Here is a 23,269-nt window from a genome sequence, read left to right as displayed (position 1 = left end):
CTTATGACAAGATTTTCATCGATTCACTAATCAGTCGATTAAAAACTACGTTTGAACGCTGATTACGGCATATTATTTGCTTTTTAAGATACAAATAGGGCATATAATGAAAAATTTTAAAGAAAACGACGTAGTAATCTACACAGATAAAGAAGGTAAACACTTTGATACTTTCGTAATTTTTGGTAATGATATTGATACTGGCTTAGTACATATTAATCATGAAAACTTAAAGGTTAGCCCCACCTTTTTAGAATTGCACCCGAGCGCGTTTTCTGGTAATGCAATGCCATTTGCCGACCCATACAGCTTTATACTTTTTAATAAATTGAAAGAGAAGTACGAGCAGAAGGTAGAGGAAGCTGTTACTTTATACAATGAGATTAAAAAAACCACGTTAGCTAATGCTTCGTAAAAAATACTATGCTGTTCGCGTAGACTTTACCTACGAATTTACAAAGCCTGCAGTATGAGACTATGGGCTTTGTTGTTTTAGTTTTAATAAATAGTCTTTATTTCAAACGAATTATTACTCTCTTTGTCATCCGGTTTGCAGAGCCATAAAATAGGTATCAATAATATTACCGCTATCGGTAAAATCCGCAGGTATAATAAAACTTCAAAAAAGTAACTAGTTATTACGTCGCGCCCAATGATCGGTGTAAAGTTAAAACCGACGATAGCAAGAAGAAACCAATGTGAAAAACTCAGCTTGAGTTTAATAACCGTCCAATTTTTGATGAAATACCAGGTAAGATATATAAAGGCAGGTGATATATATACAAACGCGTATTGCTGCTGATGGGGATATATTAGTGGGATTACGATAAACAAATAGCTCACTTCCCAAAACTGTTTTACGCTGCTTGTAATATTTTTGAATGGTTTTGAGCTTAGAAACATAAGCGTTAATAGCACAAAAAACAGCCTTACAATATTTAATATCATCGAAACCTGACTAAAGCTTAAATCCAAAAAGTTTCTTTTAAATGTTAGCACTCCTGTGGTTTTGATGATATACACCGGTATTAACGCTACCAGGCTATTCGGGCCATCTTCTGCTTCAATTGTCCATTCTTTATTTACGGGGTTTATAAGGGTAAACCAATCGTGCATTAAGCTCATATTTCTGTCCCAACCTAAATATATAGCCGGGATAAATAAATATAATGCGTAAAACAGGCAAGTAAAAATTGCTGCTTTAAACTGGCTCCGATATATTAAATAAAATACAAAAGCCAATGGCAGTAGCTTTATATTGGTGGCTAAAGCAAGTAAGGCCGCACCTGTAATATTTTGTTGTTGCTTAAAGCATTTAAGGCTTTGCAAAGTAGCCCATAACAAAAATATGGTCATTTGTACAAAGCCAACATCTATCAATATAAAGCGGATAGCTAAAAGCAACGATAAAAATAGCCACAACAGTTTTTGCTTATCTGTAAATACCGAAACATCAAAATATTCGGTTGATAATATCCAGATACGATATAAAAAATAGTAGGAGCAAAATATCCACAACATTTGTGGTATTACTATAGGCAGGCTTGCAAACGGAGACAACAACAACGCGCACAAAGGACTATAATAATATTGCAGATTTTGAATAAACGGCGGCGTATAAATGTTCTGCCCATTAATTAGCTTACCACCGGCATATACAAACACTTCAAAATCGTGCCCGGTATGGGCACATCTATAGGCGTAAAAAACCGCTAAGATAAGAGCGACTACTTTTATATATTTTAGATATGATTTATCCATCAAAATAATTACTTCCCGAAAGGAGGCCTGCCTGTTAATTGATGGTAAAGCGGTAAATTCTCCATCGGTTTAGCCGGAACATGAAAATGGGTGCAATAGTATACATGCAAGTGTAACTCATCCCTGCCACTACGCATTATAGCAATATCATCTAATTGCTTTACCGAATCAAAAAATGGTTTAACATCATTTGTTACATTACCCGGGCTAGCCTGATCAATTACAATAGCATCTTCGCCTAATAGGGTGTTTGGATCTATCAGGAATGCAATGTTGCGTGGGTCATCATTAAAACAAACAATATCCTTTTTACCTTTTAAGGCCCAATCAACCTTACCATTAAGCCACCAACGAGTAGTGCCTGCAAATATTTTTGGATTATTTAACCAACCTTCTTTTTGAAAGCGGTAAAGAATATCATCATAATCAATACCCTGTATGGTTGGGTCAACTTCTTTGGCTTTGGCTTCGGGGGTTTTGTCTACTAAGCCTACAAAATATTTAGGGCCATACCATTGCCAGAAACCGGTAACCTCGTGCAGACAAAGCACACCAATAGTAATAACGGTAAAGCATGTAGAGAAAATCAACCAGCGCCTGGTTCCGCGCATACGGCTAGGATCAGATAGGTGTTTGTCAATAGCATACCCAAGTGGTATAAACAGCATCATGTAACCCGGTGCCTGCCAATGAAAATGGTATTGCAGATCGGACCATAGGGTTACCACTGTAAAAAACACCAATGGTAATATAGCCGTCCAGAATAAGAAGCTATAGGATTGTGATTGGTTACGCAACTTAAAAGACCGGATCAGTTCGCGAATCAGCGGGAACCAAAACCACGGCAGCAACCATAAACACTGCCCGCCGATGCTGCGCAATAACCATATTGGGTGCAAACCACCGCTTGAACCTGCACGTGAGCCCTGGAATACAAAAGATACCCAGTTGTTATGAGCATTCCACCAGAGTATAGGCCAGGCAAATATGAGTGCTATAATCATGGCGATATATGGCCCCGGATGCCTTAACCAATGACGTTGATTTTTATTAACGCTCACAAATATCAGCACACCTAAGAATAGAAATATTGTATGATATTTACTTAGTATAGCTAAGCCCATACATATCCCGATGATGATCCACAATGAGTATGCTTTACCAGATTGTAATTTTGTACGACCTTGATTACTGATAGATAAAACCTCAACAAAAAAGTAAGTACTTAACAACCAAAAGAACATCAGTGGCGCATCAGGCTGAAACCAAACCGCAATAGGAATGGTGAATACCGCGCTTAAATTCATCACCAAAACGGCCCAAAAACCCGCGGCTGCATTGAAAAGTTTTTTGGTTATTAAAAACAGCAACCAGCTTGTACCCGCAAATAAAAGCACCGCAGGGAACCTGATACCTAAATTGGTTAACCCTAAGACTTTAAGGCTTAAACCGCTCAGCCAGAAAAACAGGGGCGGTTGATCAAAGTAACTCAGGTCCAGATGTAAAGCGCCACGAAAGTAGTATGCTTCGCCAATGCCAAGCCCGGTATAGGCGGCAATAAACAAGCGTATAACAAACGTAGTTATAATTAAAAAAACGGTATAGGATGCGGCGTTGCCTTGAGTTATTTTCTTCATTGATCAAAAAATAATGCCCGTAATTTTTGGGGTGAAAAATTTTTTAAAATTATTACATATTATTCAGCTTTTGTGCAAAGCGGGAAAATTTATCGAAATGAGGTTCAAATTCGATCCACTTTCTTTTGTCATTCTGAGCGTAGCGAAGAATCTGTAAGTTGGATTACGCTGTACAGATTTTTCGCTACGCTCAGAATGACAATTATATTAGAACGAACTTACATCGCAATCCACTTACCGAAAGGCAGTTTACTTAATAGCCAAACCAACAATAAGGATAGGCTATAGCAAATCAATGCTGTTAATGGGATGCTGATGAAAGGTGTATAAAAGGTGTAATCAATATTTAAATGATAATCCGGATCGCCAAGGATGGTTAGGATGAGGGCGTGGCTTAGGTAGATGCCATAGGTATAGCCCCCTGCAAAATTGACTATCTGTCTTATTTTGGGTGATAATTTAAACGAGCTCAATCTAAAAACCATAAATATACTGGCGGATAAAACTACAATTGATGGACTTATCGGTTCGTAAAACAGGGTGCTTAAACCTTTATAGGCCATGCAGGCAAAATAAGTTCCGGCGACTATCACCACCAAGCTCACCAAAAACAACATACCAAACCATTTTGCATTAAGCCATCCAGGGAATTGCTTAGATGCCAGGTAGTAGCCCAGCACCAAATAGCCCATATAACCAGTCATGTTATGAAGATCAATTTGGGGGTTATAGCGCGCCAGGTAGGGTTGGTTGATGAACATTACGCCTAACCATAACAGCAGGAAGTAGACAATCTGCGTTTCGGTAGCATTGCGAACAAATTTACTGAGTATCGGGATGATAAAATAAAGCCCGATAAGCATATACACATACCATAGGTGGTAGGATGCGCCAAACTTTAATTGGTGCAAAACTATTTTAATGTTCATCCAGGTATCGGCAGTAAAGGTTATATCCTCATCATACCAGGCATAAGCCACATAAATCAAACTCCAGAACAGGAATGGCGGGATGATTCGCCAGAGTCGCCTTTTCAAGAAATCGCCCAGCTCATAATCCCGGCTTAATAGTAATGCACCTGTTATCATCACAAAAACAGGCACACCGAAACGCGCTTGAGCATTGTAAAAATCCGCTATCAGCCAATAGTTGTTAGGCACCTTGCCATAGGCCATCAGCATGGGCGATGTGGTATGCAGTATCACCACCAAAAACATAGCCAGTACACGCAGATTGTTAATCCAATCGAGTTGTTGGGGTTTTGTTGTTGATGGGATTGGATCGGTGGTTGACATGGATACCTGCAAAAAGTTTTTTTAAAAGTAATAATATTCGGGTTAGTCGGCTTAATTTAGTAGCATGCAAGTTAAACTTTTCATGCTGATGCTGGGTGCTAAGCCCCAAGGTCGCCATACCGAACAACACGACGTCTTCTTCGTAATAGCTGAAACGATCAATGATGTTAAGCCCAACATCCAGGCTTTCTGGCCAGAGGCTAAAGATAAAATACATGTTGATGCCTGGCGCGAGGTAACCTCGGTTGAAGGTTATCAAATAAGCATAGTTGAAAAACAAACAGGCGTTGCACCATCGTCCAAACACAAACTATTCTTTGTAAATCTGGGCGGATACCAGGAGAATAAGTTTGAGGAACAGCACTATGTTTTATTAACCGTGAAGGAGGATAAATCACTTGCATTTAAGGAAGCTAAGCAGACTTTGTTTTATAAGCATAATCATTTTGAAGGCGCGACCTCACATATTGATGACAAATATGGTGTTGATGTGGATGACCTTTATAAGATAGAGGATATTTTATCTGCGGAGCAAAAAGAAAAATATCAAATTGAGATTGTGCCTGCGGAGGGTTTAGTGGAGGATGAGTTTCATTTGGGGTATTTGAAATTGAGTATGTTGAAGTAATCCCCGCCCTCTTTCCGCTGCAGGCGAAGAGAGGGTAGACCAGCGAAGCGTAGTCGGGTGAGTAAATGACGCATATCGACTCACCCGGTCATCGCTAAGCCGCTTTACCTACCCTCTCTTTCACTGCGCGGGAAAGAGGGTGAACTTCAGTTTGGCGGCATGTTTTTGTACTTTAGCCTCAGGAATAAATTCATCCCATGCAAAAACCATCTATCCTAATAACCTTCCTTCTATTCACTTTAACATTAAATGCTCAGCAAATCGTTAGGCCGCAAGGCAATAGCTTTAATAATATGCTTGGTATTAATGCTTTTGAGTGGGATTTTTTACAGGACCCTAAGAACCCGAATGATGTGAGTAAGATTTATGAACCTAAAATGGAGATCATTAAATCTTTCGGTGGTTTCAGGCATTATTTGGATTGGCAAAAGGTTGAACCGAAACGTGGTAGTTTCACCTTTAACCCTACCAATAATGGCGGTTGGAATTTGGACGTGATCTATCAGCGTTGTAAGCAAGAAGGTATTGATGTGTTGGTTTGCTTGAAGGGTTGTCCCGATTGGTTGCTGGAAACATATCCGTTAAACCTGCGCGATGGCGAGAATATTCCTATGGCCTTTGGCGCTAGGCGCGATGATCCGGCATCGTATACTGAGCAGGCTAAGATGGCTTTTCAGTTCGCGGCGAGGTATGGCAGCAATAAAAATGTAAACCCTGCTTTAGTAACGGTAGACAGCAAACCACGCTGGACGGCAGACCCGGTTAATGTACCTAAGATTGGCCTCGGCTATATTAAATATATTGAATGTGATAACGAGCGCGACAAATGGTGGAAAGGCAGCAAGGCACACCAAACACCGGAAGAATACGCAGCTAATCTATCGGCTTTTTATGATGGTAACGAAGGCAGGCTGGGTAAAAATGTGGGGGTAAAGAATGCCGACCCCAATATTAAAGTGGTGATGGCAGGCTTAGCCAAGCCCGACCCGAATTATGTTCGGGCGATGATTAGCTGGTGTCGCATACATCGTGGTTACCGTACTGATGGTTCTGTAAATCTTTGTTTTGATGTGATCAATTATCATTATTACTCCAGCAATGCCAAACCCGGTTCAACTGACCGGGGTACTGAAGGTATAGCACCTGAGCTATCACAAACAGCGGAATTGGCGGATGCCTTTGTAAATTTGGGCAAGCAATATCATCTACCTGTTTGGGTAACTGAATCGGGGTATGATATTAACCAGGGTAGCCCGCAAAAGGCTATTCCTATTGCCAATAAATCAGCTTTGGTAACACAGGCGGATTGGATTATCCGCACGTCGTTATTGTATGCGCGCCATGGTGTTAATAAGGTATTTTATTATGAACTCTTTGATGATAATAGTACCAATAGCACACAATATGAAACTAGTGGTTTCGCGGTCAAAGAGCCTTTGCAACGCAGGCCTGTTGCCAATTATGTTTGTCAGATTAAGCACCTGTTAGGTGGATATACTTATAAAGGCACTATTAATAACTTCCCGCTGGTTGATGTTTACCGCAATGGGAATAAGACTATTTATGTGCTGACTGTACCTGATGAACAAGGCAAAACCGGGGTTTGTACTTTGAATTTGGGTAATGCTAACAAGGGCATTATTTATCATTTAAACCCTGATGGGGTTAATATGGGGCAAAGTACAATAAGTTCCGCAAATCATAATGTGAAAATCAAGGTGGGGGAAACGCCGGTATTTGTGGAGAAGGTGGATTGATTCTTCTTTTTTGTCATTGCGAGGAACGAAGCAATCGCGAACCATGCAAGGCGACTTTTCTACGTGCGATTGCTTCGTACCTCGCAATGACATGGAGTCAATGTTACCACCATCCTTTCATAATAAAAACTTAACATACCGGTAATATGGTAGTTGCACCTTTGCAGCATATTATTTAGGCGAAACACTCACAAGCTCGTTCTTTATTCCCAAATAAGATCAGTTAAAAGTTAATAAGATAAGGAGAGCGGAGACTCTCTTTATTTTTATCTCTATCCAATAATATTCCTATATATTATTCCATAAACCATGAAAATACTATACGCTATACAAGGTACAGGTAACGGCCATTTAAGTCGCTCAATGGATATCGTTCCATTACTTAAAAAAATGGGCGATGTTGATGTATTGGTGAGTGGCACGCAAGGCGATCTGGCCCTGCCTTTCCAGGTTAAATATGTGCTGCATGGCTTTGGCTTTGTGTTCGGCAAAAAAGGTGGGGTTGATATATGGGCATCATTTTTAAAATCACGTTTCCGTAAGTTTATTCACGAGATCAATACTTTACCGGTTGAAGATTATGATTTAGTGATCAATGATTTTGAACCGGTATCTGCCTGGGCTTGTTATATGAAGAATAAACCTTGCATTGGGCTTAGTCACCAGGCGGCGGTACTATCCGGCAATGCGCCAAAACCTGATGATACGGATATGATGGGCAGGCTTATCCTCAAAAATTATGCACCTGTATCGGCGCAGTATGGTTTCCATTTTTCAAAGTTTGATGCCAATATCTTCACCCCGGTAATACGCCAGCAGGTAAGAGATCAAAAAATAGCGAACAAGGGGCATTACACCGTTTATCTGCCTGCTTATGATGATAAAAGACTGGTAAAGCGCCTAACGGAGTTTAAGGATGTGCAATGGGATGTTTTCAGCAAGCACAATAAAAAAACCTTCAAACATAAAAATGTATCTATACAACCTATAGATAACGAGAAGTTTATCAAGAGCATGGCCGAAAGTGCCGCGGTACTTTGTGGTGGCGGTTTTGAAACCCCTGCCGAAGCGCTTTACATGAAAAAGAAATTGCTGGTTATCCCCATGAAAACGCAGTATGAGCAGCAATTGAATGCTGCCGCATTAAAGCAAATGGGTGTACCTGTTGTAAAAAGCCTGAAGCCAAAGCATAACGATATTATTTTAGAATGGATAAACAACGGCAAACCTATCCCTGTAAATTATCCTGATACAACACAAAACATACTCGACCTGGTGTTTGAGAACCATGCCAAAGCCGAGTATGCTATTGTATAATATTACTTAGTATCTAACTTAATATCCTTCGGGTCAGATAGAACGATTTCGGGTTTGCCTTTATAATCGATAATAGTTCCGGTTACACAAACGGATTTACCTTTAAAATCAACTTCGGGTTGGCCTGTAAATTTACTTCTGTCCTCACCTTTTATTACTACGGTAAGCAATTGATCGGGATGAAAACCGCCAAGATCTAAAAAGGTCATGTTTGATGGCGTGATCAATTTGGTGCTGAAAACTTTACCACAAACGGTTAAGGTTTCACCAACGTGTTTGGCCGCGTCTTTTACATCAATCATTTTTTGTGCCGATGCATTAAAAGCTAAGAATAGTGCTAAAGAAGCCAGAATAAGTATACGTTTCATGGGTGATTTATTTAGATGCAAAATAGCAATTTATTAGGCTAATTATCAGCATTGATATGTAACAAAATCAAAACGCTTTTACACTTTCATTTTATAAAACCCCTGATTTTTGTTACTTTTCGTCATATTTTAACTCGAAACATCTATCCTGCTTATGTCCCTTAAAAAGTGCGTGGTTCTTGCCTCATTAATTATTTCTTTTGTGCTGCTTACACAGCTTCAAACATCAGCCCAAAATCAATACGAATTAAATACCGGTTGGAAATGCCAGAAGGCAACTGCTGTATTTGTAAATGGCGCGCAATTATCAAAAAGTGACTTCCCGCTTGGTTCATGGCAGGAGGCAACAGTACCCGGAACGGTATTAACTACGCAGCTCAACAACAAGCAAGTTCCCGATCCTTTTATCGGGATGAACAATGCGCATATCCCCGACATTTACAAGGTTGGGCGCGATTATTATACATACTGGTTTGTAAAAGATTTTAAGGAAGCATCGCCCCAAAACAATAACCAGGTTTACCTTAACCTGCGCGGCGTAAATTATAGCTGTAATGTTTTTTTGAACGGACACCAGTTAAATGACAAACTACATAGCGGCATGTTTTTACGCCAAACTTATAACATTACCCAATGGCTAAGTAAAAGCGGCAATAACCGTTTGGCTGTAATTGTTTACCCGGCTGATGTGGTAGGCAACCCGAACGGTGGCCAGGGCGGCGATGGTACCATTGCCCGTAATGTGAGCATACAATATACCGCAGGTTGGGACTGGATACAGCCCATCCCCGACCGTAATACGGGTATTTGGGATAAAGTAACCATTGAAAAAACAGGAGCTGTTAAAATAACCGATCCGCATGTAATTACATTGGTGCCGGGTATCCGTCAACCTGATGGGCCGCAGCAACCAGCAAACATAATTGTATCAGCGGTTGTAGAAAACGCTACAAATTTGCCGGTTAGCGGAGTATTGCAGTATATTCTGGACGGGAACATAGTATCAAGCAAAGTTACCTTGAAGCCTAACTCAAAAGAGCAGGTTCAATTGCCGTATTACGTTTTAAAGAACCCGAGACTTTGGTGGCCTAATGGTTACGGACCGCAAAACCTTTATAATTTAAAATTGCAATTTGTTACCGCAGGCAATAAAATATCTGACCAGCAAAATATTGAGGTTGGGGTTAGGCAGATAACTACTGAACGGAATGAGCGCACCGAAAGCCGCCAGATAAACGTAAACGGACAAAAGATATTTATTAAAGGCGGCGACTGGATCATATCCGACGAGATGCTGCGCTTTAGTGATAAACGTTATGATACCGAGGTTCGTTTTCATCATGATATGAACTTAAACCTGATCAGGGTTTGGGGTGGCGCTTTAATTGAGCGGCCTGAGTTTTATGCCGCTTGTGATAAATACGGCATGCTGGTTTTTCAGGATATGTGGGGATCTGGCGATTGTAATGGCCGTTGGGAAGACCCAATGAAATTGGATGACCAATGGACACGCCGTAAGTACCCAGATGACCATCAACTTTATATTAAATCTATTGAGGACCAAGTAAAAATGGTGCGCAACTATCCATCGCTGGCTATTTGGTGTGGTGGTAACGAGATAACGCCTCCAGCAGATATTTTAACCGCTTTGCGGGATACTGTTATGCCTAAATTGGATAATACCCGTTGGTTTGTGGAGTACTCCAACTCAGAAAACATGTCGCGCAATGTATTGGGTGGCAATGGCGACGGGCCTTATGGTATTCAGCCCCTGTCGGTATTTTGGGATCAGCGGACTTTCCCGTTTAATTCGGAAGTTGGCTCAGTTGGAGTGAGTGATTATGAATCCTTAAAAAGGTTTATGCCTGCGGCTAATATGGTTGTACCGGAATATGATGAAGCTACGGGCAAAACCAAAACGGATTCTGTTTGGGAATATCATAAATATATTGGTTACGATGCTTCCATCAATAAATATGGCAAGCCTAAGAACGTGGAAGACTTTGCCAATAAAGCGCAGTTGGTTAATTACGACCAATACCGCGCTTTGATGGAAGGCTTCAGCTCGCATATGTGGGATTGGTATACTGGCGTAATCATCTGGAAAACACAAAATCCATGGACTGCATTGCGCGGACAGATGTATGATTATTATCTTGACCCAAATGCCTGCCTCTACGGCCTGCACAACGGCAGTGAACCACTACACATTATGTACAACCCCGGCGATGGTATGGTGATGGTTGCCAACAATACATTTAAGCCACATGCTAATATGATGATCGCGGTAAAATCCTACAGTATTAGTGGTAAGGAAGAGATCATTAGTCAGGTTATTTCGGATGTGACAGCAACTACCACTAAAAGATATTTCAGCATAAAAGAATATACTGATAAGCTGGCGCAGGCAGGCGGTGGTTTTATTGACCTGGAGCTTTTAGATATGGATAAAAATATCATCAGTCAAAACATTTACTGGCTTGCAGATGATAAGGGCGAATACAGCGGCTTGCAGAAATTGACTGCATCGCAATTACAAACATCCGCAAAACTACTTTCACCGGGGAAAGTGGCTGTTACTTTAACAAACCCAGCTGGTGCACCGGTTGCATTTTTTAATCGTTTATCGTTGATTGATGCCCAAAGCAACAAACGTTTGCTGCCCGTTTTTTATAGTGATAATTATGTATCGGTTTTACCGGGTACGAATAGAACTATTGTGATTGATTATGATACCAGGCAATATCCAAACTTGCCGTTATTAAGCATAAGTGGTTGGAATTTAAAGGAGCATAACCAGGCCATTGCATTGAATTAGCATTTAAAATACCTACATTTAATTATTAATATTTTGTTTTTCAAACACGTTCACCCCTAAAATAAAACTTAACAATTAAAATTAAACATATGGAATGGTACAACTACTTAGCAGCATTTTTTTCAGGCGCATTTTTAGCTAACAGTATTCCTCATTTTATTAAAGGCATCCAGGGTGATAAATTCCCCACCCCGTTTGCAAAGCCACCGGGTAAAGGTTTGTCACCGGCTTATATTAATGTATTATGGGGTGGTTTGAATATCATTATTGGCTACCTGTTGTTAGTACATAGTAAAATCCGTACAGAGAATGACCACCTCGGCAAGATCATATTTTTTATAGGGGCGATGGCTTTATCACTTATGCTAAGTGTTCATTTCACCCAAAAACATAAAGAATAAACTTATTGAAGATTTCGTCCTTGCTCAGAATAAACAAAGGGGAAAAGATTGTCATTTGAGTGAAGCGAAGAATCTGTACAAGTGTAAACCAATGTACAGATTCTTCGCTCCGCTCGGAATGACAGTTAGAATTTAATACTAATAGAACTTAGGCAATGGGTTCAATTTAGTATCCTGCCTTTGGTGCCAGTATGGGTATATCAGATCGACATCGCTGGCGGCATCTAACTTTTTAACCTGATCTGTGGTAAGGTTCCATCCTACCGCGGCTAAGTTTTGTTTAAGCTGTTCCTCATTACGGGCACCAATAACCAGGTTGGCAATGGTTGGGCGTTGTAACAGCCAGTTTAAAGCCACTTGCGGCACCGATTTGCCAACTTCCTCTGCTACTTCGTCCAAAGCATCAACAATAGTGTATAGGCGCTCAAAGTTAGTTGCGGGGCCATGTGCACCACCTTTACTCATGCGGGAATCCTGTGGGATCGGTTGATCTCTGCGGTATTTTCCGCTCAACCTGCTTGATGAAAGCGGGCTCCATACGATTGTGCTCACGCCTTGATTGATACCTAAAGGCATTAGTTCCCATTCAAACTCCCTATCCAATAAAGAATAATAAGCCTGGTGTGCTATATATTTTGCCCAACCATATTTTTCAGATACTGATAATGATTTCATTAAATGCCAGCCTGAGAAGTTAGAACAAGCTATATAACGAACTTTTCCGCTGGTTATCAGATCTTCTAAGGCATGTAACGTTTCTTCAACCGGAGTATTACCATCAAAGCCGTGCATGTGGTAAACATCAATATAATCAGTTTGCAGGCGTTTAAGGCTGTCTTCGCATGATTTGATGAGGTGCAGGCGTGATGAACCATAATCGTTCGGGCCATCACCCATTTTAAAGGTTGCTTTGGTTGATATTAAAACCTTGTCGCGAGCAATACCTTCGAGTGCTTTGCCTAAAATTTCTTCAGAAGTACCGCGTGAGTAAACATTAGCTGTATCAAAAAAGTTAACGCCCGCGTCAAGACACAAGTTTATCAATTTCTTTGCTTCGTCTAATTGGGTATCGCCCCAGGCTTTAAAAAATTCGTTTCCACCGCCGAAGGTAGCAGTTCCGAAACTAAGTACAGGTACGTTTAGTCCTGATGCTCCTAATTGTCTGTATTCCATAAATAGATATTGTTATGTATTTTATCAAAGTAACAACAGATGGGGCAGAGAATTGTCAGGAGATTTTCAGGATAAATATTACTCACCCCGACTACGCTACGCTGGTCGACCCTCTCTTTCGCTACGCGACAAAGAGGGTAAATAATGACAGCCTAGGAATTTACTTACGCATGCATAGCGCTTTCTTCCATCCAATGCTTTACGCTGGCGTATAAATGATCTAGGTCGAATGGTTTGGCGATAAATTCATCGGCACCATAATTACCTAATGATTCCAGCACACGCGGGTAGCCCGAAAGCATAATTACCGGGATATGTGATGAAATGGGATGCATTTTTAGCTGATGGCAAAGCTCGCCACCGTTGATGCCTGCCAGCAAAAAATCAAGCATTACCAAGTCGGGTTGGTATTGCGATATGCTGGTGATAATATTTTCGGTATAAGGCAGCGCAGTAACATCATAGCCCTCCTGCTCCAATGCTTCTTTCAGTAAGTCGAGTGTATCGCTGCTATCGTCGACTATTAAGATGTTTTTTGACATGAAAATATAATAATTGGTAGGTATTAAACGAATGGATTAATTCTATTGTTTTTAAACCATTGTAAAAATAAGTGGTATTTTTTATAAATATGTAATTGCTGTGATATTTTTACATTAAGTTTTTATAAAAATGACATAAACAAACAGTACAATTGTGTTATTTGAATGTTATGCGCAATATTCTATTCTTTGGCGATAGCCTTACCGCCGGTTATGGCCTTGCAGATGCCCGCAAAGAAGCATGCCCTGCGTTAATACAACAAAAGATAAACGCCGAAGGTTATGATTACCATGTGATAAACGGAGGCTTGAGCGGTGATACTACAAGCGGTGGATTAGCCCGGTTAGATTACTGGCTTAACCGCCCAATGGATATTTTTGTATTGGAATTAGGCATAAATGATATGCGCCGGCATGTATCACCTGAAAAAATCTACCAAAATCTAGATGCGATTGTGAAACAGGTTAAAGCTAAATACCCGGATATTAAACTGGCCTTAATGGGGATGCAGATACCGGCAATTATTCCTGGTTTACCTGCTGATAATTTTAATTCGATGTTTAAGAAACTAGCCGATATGCATAATATGGCTTTTGTGCCTTTTTATTTGGATGGCGTTGCCGGGCAGATGCATTTAAATATTCGTGATGGTTTGCATCCTTCGGCTGAGGGGTATAAGATTATTGCGGAGAGAATTTGGCCGGTGATAAAGGAGCTATTAGTGAAGGATTAGACCCTTTGTCATTCTAAAACCAATTGTCATTCTGAGGTACGAAGAATCTTCTGCATCATGCATAGTTCGAATGCAAATCGAAGAAGATTCTTCGTACCTCAGAATGACAAATTTTATCTTTAATAATATATTCTCGCCGCTCATTGCCGCTGGGATGCTTCTTTTGTCTTGAGTGGCTGTTGCACGACTATTATATAAAAAAGGCATTATTCAATTGAATAAAAACAAACGATCAATTTCAAATGCTAAGATTTAAGTATTGTGCCGATAGCATTGTGCTTAGAAAGTTTATTAATGGCTGTTTTAAGTTTTGTATGCTTTCCCCGATGAGTTTAGGTTGATATTTCAACATTTTCTTAAGATTGTAAGCAACGGCTGCTATAGTTAAGCACTTATTGGCTTGTTCAAGTCCTTTTGAGTTTACTCTTTTGATGCCCAGGTAATTTACAAGGGTGCCAATCACAGGCTCGACCGTACTTTGTCGAAGTTTCATGAGTATTTTAGCCTTACGCGTTTGCATGCGTATATGCATACGGTCATAATATGGCTTGTCTATCGTTTCTTTGATAAGTACCTTCTTTCCTTTATATGCGTCACAAGTGTCTTTCAGAGGGCATTTTAGACAGTTTTTCGCACCAGCGCTGTATAGCTTCATCCAATAACCAGCGGTAAGGTAGGTTCCCCTGTAATTAACTTTTACCCCTTGTTCACATCGATAGTAATCGCCTGATTTATTATAGCTAAAACCTGTTCTTTCATATTTAAACTGGCCTCTGTTTGGAATATATCCCGTTATACCACTGGCCTGTAATGCCTTTAAAGCATCCGCGCTGCTATAGCCGGTATCGGCTACTATTTCCTGCAAAGCAATCCCGTTTTCATGGAGTGTGCTTTTTACATGTCTTAATACTGCTGCTAAGCATTCGCTATCGCGTTTATCAGCCGTAAAAACCTGCACATGGGTGATCGTATGCGTGGCTGTATCTACGCTTACTTGTCCCAGGTAGTTTAAGGCCGTTGGCTTGCCCGGCTTTACCGACATCTTCGCATCCGGGTCTGATGGGCTGTAATGGGTATCGTTGCCGGGATTCTTTTTAGGCTTTAGCCCTTTATCGTCACGAACATTCTGTTCTTTAAGCTTTATAAACGGTTGTTCCTTGTCTTCATCTTCATTTGCTTTTAGCTCTTGTCGATAAGCTACCACATCGTCCAGTATCTCTTTTTCAACCATGCTATCCAGCGATGCATTGGCTTTAATAAAAAAACCATCAATGGCTTGCTTGCTTGCTTGCTTGCTTGCTTGCTTGCTTGCTTGCTTGCTTGCTTGCTTGCTTGCTTGCTGCTGGATACCATACCCTTATCGATACATTGTTTCAGCACTTGTTTAAATACTTCGGTAAATACATGTTCCCCGTATAACTGCCTGGTTCTGCTTAAGGTACTGTGCCACGGCAGTTCTTCGCCTAAATCATAACCGATGAAATAAAGAATATCCATCCGCAGGCGCGAGGTGCTGATGATACGGCGGTCACTGTTTAGGTTCTCTAAATAACCTGCCAGCATCAGTTTCATAAATACAACCGGGTCGATGCTTTTCTGACCTTCTGTACCGTAGTATTCTGCTGTCAACGGATAGATAAATCTAAGATCAAGCTGTTCTTTCAACCGCCTGTAGAAATTATCGGCGGGAACATAGTCTGATAACTGAAAGTTTACAAAGAGCTTTTCCTGGTATGTTTTCTTGCCTTGCATACCCTAAAATAATCATTAGCAAAGGCCTATACAAACTATCTTATTAACACCTGTTAGTCGTGCAACAGCCACTTGACACAAAAGAACCAAAAAGTCAAGACGGAAAAAACCTTCTGCCCGCAAGGCCAGCTCCCGGCCCGGTTTTTCGTCGGGCGTTTGCGCGCTTTTTTTTTATTGTCATTCTTACGACAACTCCGCGCTGTTTTTTACTGCCCAGGCAGCCATACTTTGGAGTACGGGTTGAAGCTCCTGACCAGATGGACTTAGGCTGTAGGTTACGTAGGGCGGTACAACGGGTTTAGCTTCGCGGTTGATAATAAAGTCGGCCTCCATTTGCTTTAGATGTTGGATGAGCATCTTTTCGGTAATGGTGGGGATCGCTTTTTTTAATTCGCTATAACGTTTGGGGCCGCTCATTAACTGGTACAGGATAATGGGTTTCCAATATCCCCCTATCCTGTTCATAATATAGGTTACCGGGCACATATCGGCGGTAATTTTTTTGTTGGCGCTTCGGGTCGAGCTTTCTTTAATTGCTGTCATGTCTTACATACTTTGGGGTAAGTACTTGTATAAAAGTAAGTACAAATATACCTTTGTTTCATTAAATAAAAACAAAAAAATTATGAAAATTACCATAACAGGTTCGCTTGGAAATATCAGCAAACCATTAGCACAAAAATTAATCGCCGCAGGCCACCAGGTTACTATTGTTAGCAGCAATGCCGATAAAGCAACAGCTATTGAAGCATTAGGCGCAACGCCAGCTATAGGATCAGTTGAAGACGTTGATTTTTTAACCAGGGCCTTTACCGGTGCCGATGCAGTTTACACCATGGTACCACCAAATATGGTAACCAATGCATGGAAAAAATATATTGCAGGCATTGGCCATAATTATGCTATCGCTATTAAGAACGCAGGTATTAAACGCGTAGTTAACTTAAGCAGCATTGGCGGCCATTTGGCCGAAGGCGCAGGACCAATATCAGGTATGCACTTTGTTGAGGAAGAATTTAATGAGCTGGAAGGTGTTGCGGTTAGGCATCTGCGCCCGGGATTCTTCTACACCAATTTTTTACACAATGTGGATATGGCGAAAAACCTGGGCATCATCGGTGCAAACTATAAACCGGATAGCGTTATATCAATGGTATATCCTAATGATATAGCTGATGCCGCGGCTGATGCTTTGCAATCTGATTTTACTGGTAAATCCCTTTACTACGTAATCAGTTCTGTACATACCAGTACTGAGGTTGCTGCCATTTTAGGTGCTGCAATTGGCAAGCCAAACTTACCGTGGGTTGAGTTTAAGGATGCGGATGTGGTTGCTGCCATGGAGCAAAACGGCGCATCGCATGATGTGGCTGTAAATTATGCCGAAATGGGATCTGTTATCAAATCAGAAAAAATAAATGAGGATTATAACAAAAGCGCTAATGTTATAAAAGGCAAAACCAGCTTTGAAGCCTTTGCCAAAGATTTTGCAAAAGCATTTTAAATATATAACACATTACAGGGTAGTAAATCGATGCTGCCTTGTTTTTTTAATTGATAAAACTATCGTCATTGCGAGGTACGAAGCAATCTCTCTATACTTTACAGAGCAGCAAGGTAGATTCAATGCCCTGTGTATGTAGAGATTGCTTCGTACCTCGCAATGACGTTTCTTTTTGTATCGATATAAAAAGGACATTGAATCATTCTTAAAAGCCTCCTTAAAATCACTATAAAAAAAGAACGAATACGTTTTCGTAATAAACTTGCTATCATCACTATAAATAAGTGGTAATTATCTGCGCGTATTTTAACTTTGGGCGTCTTCATACACAACCAATTATTATATGAAAAAGTTATTGTTGCTTATAGCGTTTCAGGGAGTGCTTATACAAGTATCATCGGCACAAAAAACTTCCATTTACCATAAGGGCTGGATAGATTTTAACAAGAACGGCAAAATGGATGTTTTTGAAGATCCATCACAACCGATTGATAAACGTGTCGCTGATCTGCTGAGCCAAATGACGGTTGAGGAAAAAACATGTCAGCTAGCAACATTGTATGGTTACAAAAGAGTTTTAAAAGAAGAAATGCCAGCAGAGTCATGGAAAAACGAGGTTTGGAAGGATGGCATTGCCAATATTGATGAGGAGTTGAACAACCTGGCCTCCAAAACTGATATGGCGCCTACGCAATATAGTTTCCCGTTCAGCAAACATGCGATGGCTATTAATACCATACAAAAATGGTTTGTTGAGCAAACCCGCATGGGTATCCCGGTTGATTTTACGAATGAAGGTATCCACGGCCTGAATCATGACCGTGCTACACCGCTACCCGCCCCTATTGGCATTGGCGCAACATGGGATAAGGAACTGGTAAGGCTAGCAGGTGATGTAGTTGGCCGCGAAGCACGGGCCTTAGGATATACCAATGTTTATACGCCGATATTAGACCCAGCCCGCGATCAGCGTTGGGGACGTACAGTTGAAACTTATGGCGAAGACCCTTATCTGATTGCTGAATTAGGCAAACAAATGTGCTTAGGTGTACAGGAAGAGGGAGCTGCATCTACCTTAAAACACTTCGCGGTTTATAGCGTGCCGAAAGGTGGCCGTGATGGTGCCGATAGAACCGACCCGCATGTTGCACCACGTGAAATGTATGAATTATACTTGTACCCTTTCCGCAGGGTGATACAGGAAGCGCATGCCATGGGTGTGATGAGCAGCTATAACGACTGGAACGGCGAGCCGATAACTGGCAGCTATTTCTTTTTGACTGAATTGTTAAGACAGAAATTTGGCTTTACAGGTTATGTGGTATCCGATAGTGAAGCTGTTGAGTTTTTGTATAGCAAACACCATGTAGCCAGCAGTCCAGAGGATGCAGTTAGGATGGCTATTGAGGCCGGGCTGAATGTGCGCACCAATTTCACCATGCCGCAAACTTATATTATGCCATTGAGGAACTTGGTTAAGGATGGTAAGGTATCTATGAAAACATTAGACTCCCGCGTGGCGGATGTGCTACGGGTGAAATTTGAATTAGGTTTGTTTGATGAGCCTTATGTGAAAGACCCAAAAGCGGCAGACAAATTGGTTCATAATGCTGAAGCGGATAGCATGAGCATGAAAATGAACCGTGAGAGCATGGTATTGTTGAAAAACGAGAGCAACCTGTTGCCAATAGATAAAAACAAATACAAACATATTTTGGTAGCCGGTCCGCTGGCTATGGAAACCAGCTATGCCATCAGTAGATATGGACCATCGCATAACCCGGTGACTACCGTTTATGATGGGATAAAAAATTATGTTGGCAACAATGCAACCGTAAGCTATGCTAAAGGTTGCGATATTGTAGATGCCACCTGGCCGGAAAGTGAAATTATTGAAACACCGCTAACCGATAAGGAACAAGCAGATATTAATGCAGCGGTTGAAGAAGCCAAAAAATCGGACATTGTGATTGTTGCCGTTGGCGAAGGCGCTGAACAGGTTGGTGAGAGCTTATCACGCACAGGATTGAACTTACCGGGCAGGCAATTGAAGCTGGTACAGGCTTTACAGGCTACAGGCAAACCGGTGGTGATGGTAATGATAAACGGACAGCCATTAACTATCAACTGGGAAAATAAATATGTGCCGGCTATTTTAGAGGCATGGTTTCCTAGTCCGCAAAGTGGTAAGGTTATAGCTGAAACTTTGTTTGGCGATAATAACCCAGGTGGTAAGTTATCCATCACCTTCCCGAAAACAGTTGGGCAGATTGAGATGAATTTTCCGTTTAAACCAAGTTCTCAGGCTCCGCAAAGCGGTAAAAATGGCTGGGGGCATACCAGTGTTGATGGATCGTTATATCCGTTTGGCTATGGTTTGAGCTATACGACCTTTGATTACAGCAACCTGCAAGTATCGCCGGAAAGTGAAAAAGGCCAGGCTGATGTGGAGGTAACCGTTGATGTGACGAATACAGGCACGCGCAAGGGTGATGATGTGGTTGAACTATATCTGAAACAGGAATTAAGCGATGTAACTGTTTACGATTATGACCTGCGTGGGTTTACGCGTGTAAACCTTGCCCCGGGCGAAAAGAAAACGGTACATTTTACTTTGCATCCTGATGATTTAGCTATTTTAGATAAAAATATGAACTGGACTGTTGAGCCTGGCAAATTCAAGGTGATGATTGGAAGATCGTCGGAGGATTTGGTTTTGAATAAGGAATTTGTGGTAGAGTAATTTAAGCGTGGGCGCTTAAATTAGAGTTCGGTCAAGTGTGGACACTTGACCGGACGGAATAAATTACTGTAAAATAGTAAGACTACCGCTTATTGGTGGGCTTGATGCATCCAATTTTATGATATAATAGTATACGCCATTTGATAATAGCTTGCCCCCATAAGTACCATCCCATGGTTTGGAGTAGCCTTTAGTATTGTATAACCTTTGCCCGTAACGGTTATAAACCATAACTGTACAATTGGGGTAGTTTGCTAATACAGGAATCTCCCAGGTATCATTTATATTGTCTCCGTTAGGCGTAAAAGTGTTGGGGATAGATAGTGCATTTATTTTACATACACCACTTGGATCAGTAACGGTAACCGGAATGGTAACAGTTACGGGGCAATCTTCGCTTGTCCAATCGCCAATATTGCCGTTTACGTCATTGGACGTCCCGTCGCCCCCTATTACGGATACTACGCTATCAGCACACATTCTGGTTATCAGCTTATTGCCAAAATCAGCAATAAAAATTACGCCCGTATTATCTACAAATAACCCGGAAATACTGCCAAAAGTTACCGCACCTGCTTTCCCACCTGTTGGGCCGTTGAATAACCCGGACCCGACAATACGGGTAACTGCGCCTGTGGGGGTGATTTTACAAATAACATCAGCGCCGCTATATAAATTACCGGTGGCATCCATTGTTAATGCTCCAATTTCTCTAAAGCCCGCATTGGTGCCGGTTCCGGTTACAACAGGATAATTAGAATGGCCATTACCTGCAAAGGTGCTTACGTTCACATCGGGTGTAATTTTCCTGATCACAATATTACCTGCATCCGCTACATAGATATTCCCTATTGCATCTACACATATACCCATAGGAGAATTAAACATAGCATCTGCGCCGGGTCCATCTACATAACCGGCTGCAGTGCTGCCTGCAATTGTGGTAACATTGCCGTCGGCGCCAATTTTTCTTATATAGTTAGCATCGGTTACATAAAGATTATTTGAGGCATCAATGGCTATATCAACCAATGCTTCAAACTTGGCGTTGGCCTTAGGCCCGTCCTGGTGCGCAGGATAAGTATTGCTACCGGCATAAGTAGTAACATTACCGTCAGGATCAATTTTTCTTACCATTATACCTTCATCGCTAACATATAAATTATCTTGGGCATCAATAGCTAAACTAAAGATTGAGTTAAATAAAGCGACATTTCCAGGGCCATCCCGGTAACCATATACGTAACCCAAAGAACCTGCGAAGACAGTTACATTTCCGGCTGGGTCAATTTTACGGATGCAATGGCCATCTTCGCCAACGAACAAATTGCCCTTATGGTCTTTTACAATTGAGCTTGGATAAGAAAAGCTGGCATTTTGGGGTGTCAAGGGTTTTGCATTGGCATCGCTGGCAAATACAGAAACATTTTGCGGGCCCAGAGTTTGGCAGTTAAAGCCCGAAGGCACAAAAAGCACCTGTGCTATTGTGCCGTTTGAGGTAGTTATGGTGGCAATATCATTTAACAGTACCGTGTAATTACCTATAGCATCTAAAGGAAGTTTTATTGTACCCGGTTTAGGTGTAATTACAATTGATTGCGCATGAACGATGGTTCGCGGGAAAATAACTATCGAAAGAAGAAAGACGAGGATAAGTTTCATTGCGAAAATCAGGTTTCGCAAATTAAACTAATTAGCGGAGAATAAATTATTAAGGCGAGATAATATTTAAGCGCCGATGAACCAAAATCCTTTAGCCTTGATCTGGCAATAATACTTCAATCCTTAGATTCGGTTACAATTATCATAGATTCGGTTACATTTTTTTCATGCCACCACTCGACCTTTGCTTTATAAAAAAATAAAGCCATGAAAATAATAGTTACAGGTTCCCTGGGATATGTTGGTAAACCATTAACGGAGGAATTAATAAAAAAAGGACATTCGGTTACCGTAATCAGCAGTAGTGCCGAAAAACAAAAGGATATTGAAGCCTTGGGCGCAAAAGCCGCTATCGGGACAATGGGAGACGCTAATTTTCTTATCGATACTTTCACAGGTGCAGATGCAGTGTATTGTATGCTGGCTCTACATGGCAGTTTCGCCGACCCTGGTAATACTGCAGATAAGATAATAGCACAAGCAGATACAGTTGCCAATAATTATGTACAGGCCATCGAGCGATCAGGTGTGAAACGTGTGGTTTACCTGAGCAGTATCGGCGCGGATATGGAGAAAGATAGTGGCCTTATTATTATCCATCACCATGCGGAAAAAACATTGAATAAGCTGCCATCAGATGTAAATATTTCATTTATGCGCCCGTCAGGATTTTATAAAAACCTGTTTGCTTTTGTACCTTCTATAAAAGCCCAGGGTATTATTGCAGCAAGTTATGGTGGAGATGATATCAATATATTTGTTTCTAGTCTGGATATTGCTGATGCCATAGTTGAAGAAATTGAATCGAAGATTCCAGGCAAAAAAGTTCGTTATATAGCAAGCGAAGAACTGACCTGTAACGAAGCGGCGGGTATTTTAGGTGCTGCTATTGGGAAGCCTGATTTGAAATGGTTGACAATTAGTGATGAACAACAGCTTAACGGCTATAAAGCACATGGAATGAATGATAGCCTTGCCCAACAATTTGTAGAAATGAATGCCAGTATACACAAGGGGAAATTTTACAAAGATTATAACCAACACAAATCAACGTTGGGAAAAGTAAAATTGAAAGATTTCGCCAAAGAATTTGCAGCGGCAATGGCTCAATAAAAACAGAATAAGCTTTGGTTTGCTTATATTATTAAAACAAAAATTAATCTACCTAAAATTCGAT

General features: G+C 41.0%; 20 protein-coding genes. 10 read left to right on the top strand and 10 right to left on the bottom strand.

The window, feature by feature from the left end; all coding sequences use genetic code 11:
• Window positions 1-106 precede the first annotated feature (106 nt).
• Window positions 107-415 (top strand): hypothetical protein, encoded by a 309-nt coding sequence (locus tag GSQ74_RS17350; RefSeq protein ID WP_158995490.1) that lies wholly within the window; start codon window positions 107-109, stop codon window positions 413-415.
• An 83-nt stretch (window positions 416-498) separates the two neighbouring features.
• Here the strand turns inward: GSQ74_RS17350 and GSQ74_RS17345 are convergent, their stop codons facing one another.
• From GSQ74_RS17345 to GSQ74_RS17335, 3 genes are all read right to left on the bottom strand, one after another.
• On the bottom strand, window positions 499-1,761 hold the full coding sequence (locus GSQ74_RS17345) for a glycosyltransferase family 87 protein (protein WP_158995489.1): 1,263 nt from the start codon (window positions 1,759-1,761) through the stop codon (window positions 499-501).
• An 8-nt stretch (window positions 1,762-1,769) separates the two neighbouring features.
• Window positions 1,770-3,398: a glycosyltransferase family 39 protein gene (locus tag GSQ74_RS17340; RefSeq protein WP_158995488.1), complete on the bottom strand. Its 1,629-nt coding sequence runs from the start codon at window positions 3,396-3,398 to the stop codon at window positions 1,770-1,772.
• Between the two features lie 218 nt (window positions 3,399-3,616).
• Window positions 3,617-4,693 (bottom strand): acyltransferase, encoded by a 1,077-nt coding sequence (locus tag GSQ74_RS17335; protein WP_158995487.1) that lies wholly within the window; start codon window positions 4,691-4,693, stop codon window positions 3,617-3,619.
• A 64-nt stretch (window positions 4,694-4,757) separates the two neighbouring features.
• Between GSQ74_RS17335 and GSQ74_RS17330 the strand changes: the two genes are divergently transcribed.
• The 3 genes from GSQ74_RS17330 (at window position 4,758) to GSQ74_RS17320 (ending at window position 8,395) form a co-directional block, all read left to right on the top strand.
• Window positions 4,758-5,321, top strand: coding sequence for a DUF1543 domain-containing protein (locus tag GSQ74_RS17330; RefSeq protein WP_158995486.1), 564 nt, complete (start codon window positions 4,758-4,760; stop codon window positions 5,319-5,321).
• A 197-nt stretch (window positions 5,322-5,518) separates the two neighbouring features.
• Window positions 5,519-7,078, top strand: coding sequence for a beta-galactosidase (locus GSQ74_RS17325; RefSeq protein WP_158995485.1), 1,560 nt, complete (start codon window positions 5,519-5,521; stop codon window positions 7,076-7,078).
• A 309-nt stretch (window positions 7,079-7,387) separates the two neighbouring features.
• Complete coding sequence (locus tag GSQ74_RS17320; protein WP_158995484.1) at window positions 7,388-8,395, top strand: glycosyltransferase family protein; 1,008 nt, start codon at window positions 7,388-7,390, stop codon at window positions 8,393-8,395.
• A 2-nt stretch (window positions 8,396-8,397) separates the two neighbouring features.
• Here the strand turns inward: GSQ74_RS17320 and GSQ74_RS17315 are convergent, their stop codons facing one another.
• Window positions 8,398-8,763: a DNA-binding protein gene (locus GSQ74_RS17315; RefSeq protein ID WP_158995483.1), complete on the bottom strand. Its 366-nt coding sequence runs from the start codon at window positions 8,761-8,763 to the stop codon at window positions 8,398-8,400.
• A 154-nt stretch (window positions 8,764-8,917) separates the two neighbouring features.
• Between GSQ74_RS17315 and GSQ74_RS17310 the strand changes: the two genes are divergently transcribed.
• The gene (locus GSQ74_RS17310; protein WP_158995482.1) at window positions 8,918-11,581 is read left to right on the top strand and encodes a glycoside hydrolase family 2 TIM barrel-domain containing protein; all 2,664 of its coding nucleotides are present in this window, start codon (window positions 8,918-8,920) and stop codon (window positions 11,579-11,581) included.
• An 89-nt stretch (window positions 11,582-11,670) separates the two neighbouring features.
• A complete protein-coding gene (locus GSQ74_RS17305) occupies window positions 11,671-11,982 on the top strand; it encodes a hypothetical protein (protein ID WP_158995481.1) in 312 nt (103 codons plus the stop codon).
• Between the two features lie 138 nt (window positions 11,983-12,120).
• Here GSQ74_RS17305 and GSQ74_RS17300 read toward each other — a convergent pair whose 3' ends face one another.
• Together GSQ74_RS17300 and GSQ74_RS17295 are read right to left on the bottom strand one after the other, a co-directional pair.
• Window positions 12,121-13,155 carry an aldo/keto reductase gene (locus GSQ74_RS17300; protein WP_158995480.1) on the bottom strand — a complete coding sequence of 345 codons (1,035 nt, stop codon included), beginning with the start codon at window positions 13,153-13,155 and terminating at the stop codon, window positions 12,121-12,123.
• Between the two features lie 164 nt (window positions 13,156-13,319).
• The gene (locus GSQ74_RS17295; protein ID WP_158995479.1) at window positions 13,320-13,697 is read right to left on the bottom strand and encodes a two-component system response regulator; all 378 of its coding nucleotides are present in this window, start codon (window positions 13,695-13,697) and stop codon (window positions 13,320-13,322) included.
• Window positions 13,698-13,867: 170 nt separating this feature from the next.
• On the opposite strand from GSQ74_RS17295, the gene GSQ74_RS17290 reads away from it, so the two are divergent.
• On the top strand, window positions 13,868-14,431 hold the full coding sequence (locus GSQ74_RS17290) for an arylesterase (RefSeq protein WP_158995478.1): 564 nt from the start codon (window positions 13,868-13,870) through the stop codon (window positions 14,429-14,431).
• 238 nt (window positions 14,432-14,669) lie between these two features.
• Here GSQ74_RS17290 and GSQ74_RS17285 read toward each other — a convergent pair whose 3' ends face one another.
• The 3 genes from GSQ74_RS17285 to GSQ74_RS17275 form a co-directional block, all read right to left on the bottom strand.
• Window positions 14,670-15,662: a transposase gene (locus GSQ74_RS17285; protein ID WP_158995477.1), complete on the bottom strand. Its 993-nt coding sequence runs from the start codon at window positions 15,660-15,662 to the stop codon at window positions 14,670-14,672.
• The gene (locus GSQ74_RS22910) at window positions 15,629-16,183 is read right to left on the bottom strand and encodes a transposase (protein WP_158995476.1); all 555 of its coding nucleotides are present in this window, start codon (window positions 16,181-16,183) and stop codon (window positions 15,629-15,631) included. Before GSQ74_RS22910 ends, GSQ74_RS17285 begins: the two co-directional genes overlap by 34 nt.
• 183 nt (window positions 16,184-16,366) lie before the next feature.
• Window positions 16,367-16,726: a helix-turn-helix domain-containing protein gene (locus GSQ74_RS17275; RefSeq protein ID WP_158995475.1), complete on the bottom strand. Its 360-nt coding sequence runs from the start codon at window positions 16,724-16,726 to the stop codon at window positions 16,367-16,369.
• A gap of 82 nt (window positions 16,727-16,808) precedes the next feature.
• Here GSQ74_RS17275 and GSQ74_RS17270 point away from each other — a divergent pair, with 82 nt between their 5' ends.
• Window positions 16,809-17,687, top strand: a complete 879-nt coding sequence (locus GSQ74_RS17270) for an NAD(P)H-binding protein (RefSeq protein WP_158995474.1) — start codon at window positions 16,809-16,811, stop codon at window positions 17,685-17,687.
• A 343-nt stretch (window positions 17,688-18,030) separates the two neighbouring features.
• A complete protein-coding gene (locus GSQ74_RS17265; RefSeq protein WP_158995473.1) occupies window positions 18,031-20,430 on the top strand; it encodes a glycoside hydrolase family 3 N-terminal domain-containing protein in 2,400 nt (799 codons plus the stop codon).
• 63 nt (window positions 20,431-20,493) lie between these two features.
• On the opposite strand, the gene GSQ74_RS17260 is transcribed toward GSQ74_RS17265, so the two are convergent.
• Window positions 20,494-22,092, bottom strand: coding sequence for a gliding motility-associated C-terminal domain-containing protein (locus GSQ74_RS17260; RefSeq protein WP_158995472.1), 1,599 nt, complete (start codon window positions 22,090-22,092; stop codon window positions 20,494-20,496).
• 207 nt (window positions 22,093-22,299) lie between these two features.
• Between GSQ74_RS17260 and GSQ74_RS17255 the strand changes: the two genes are divergently transcribed.
• A complete protein-coding gene (locus tag GSQ74_RS17255; protein ID WP_158995471.1) occupies window positions 22,300-23,205 on the top strand; it encodes an NAD(P)H-binding protein in 906 nt (301 codons plus the stop codon).
• Window positions 23,206-23,269: the final 64 nt, after the last annotated feature.

This window comes from Mucilaginibacter sp. L196, from assembly GCF_009765905.1.
Taxonomy (GTDB): domain Bacteria; phylum Bacteroidota; class Bacteroidia; order Sphingobacteriales; family Sphingobacteriaceae; genus Mucilaginibacter.
This window is presented reverse-complemented; position numbering and strand designations above follow the sequence as displayed.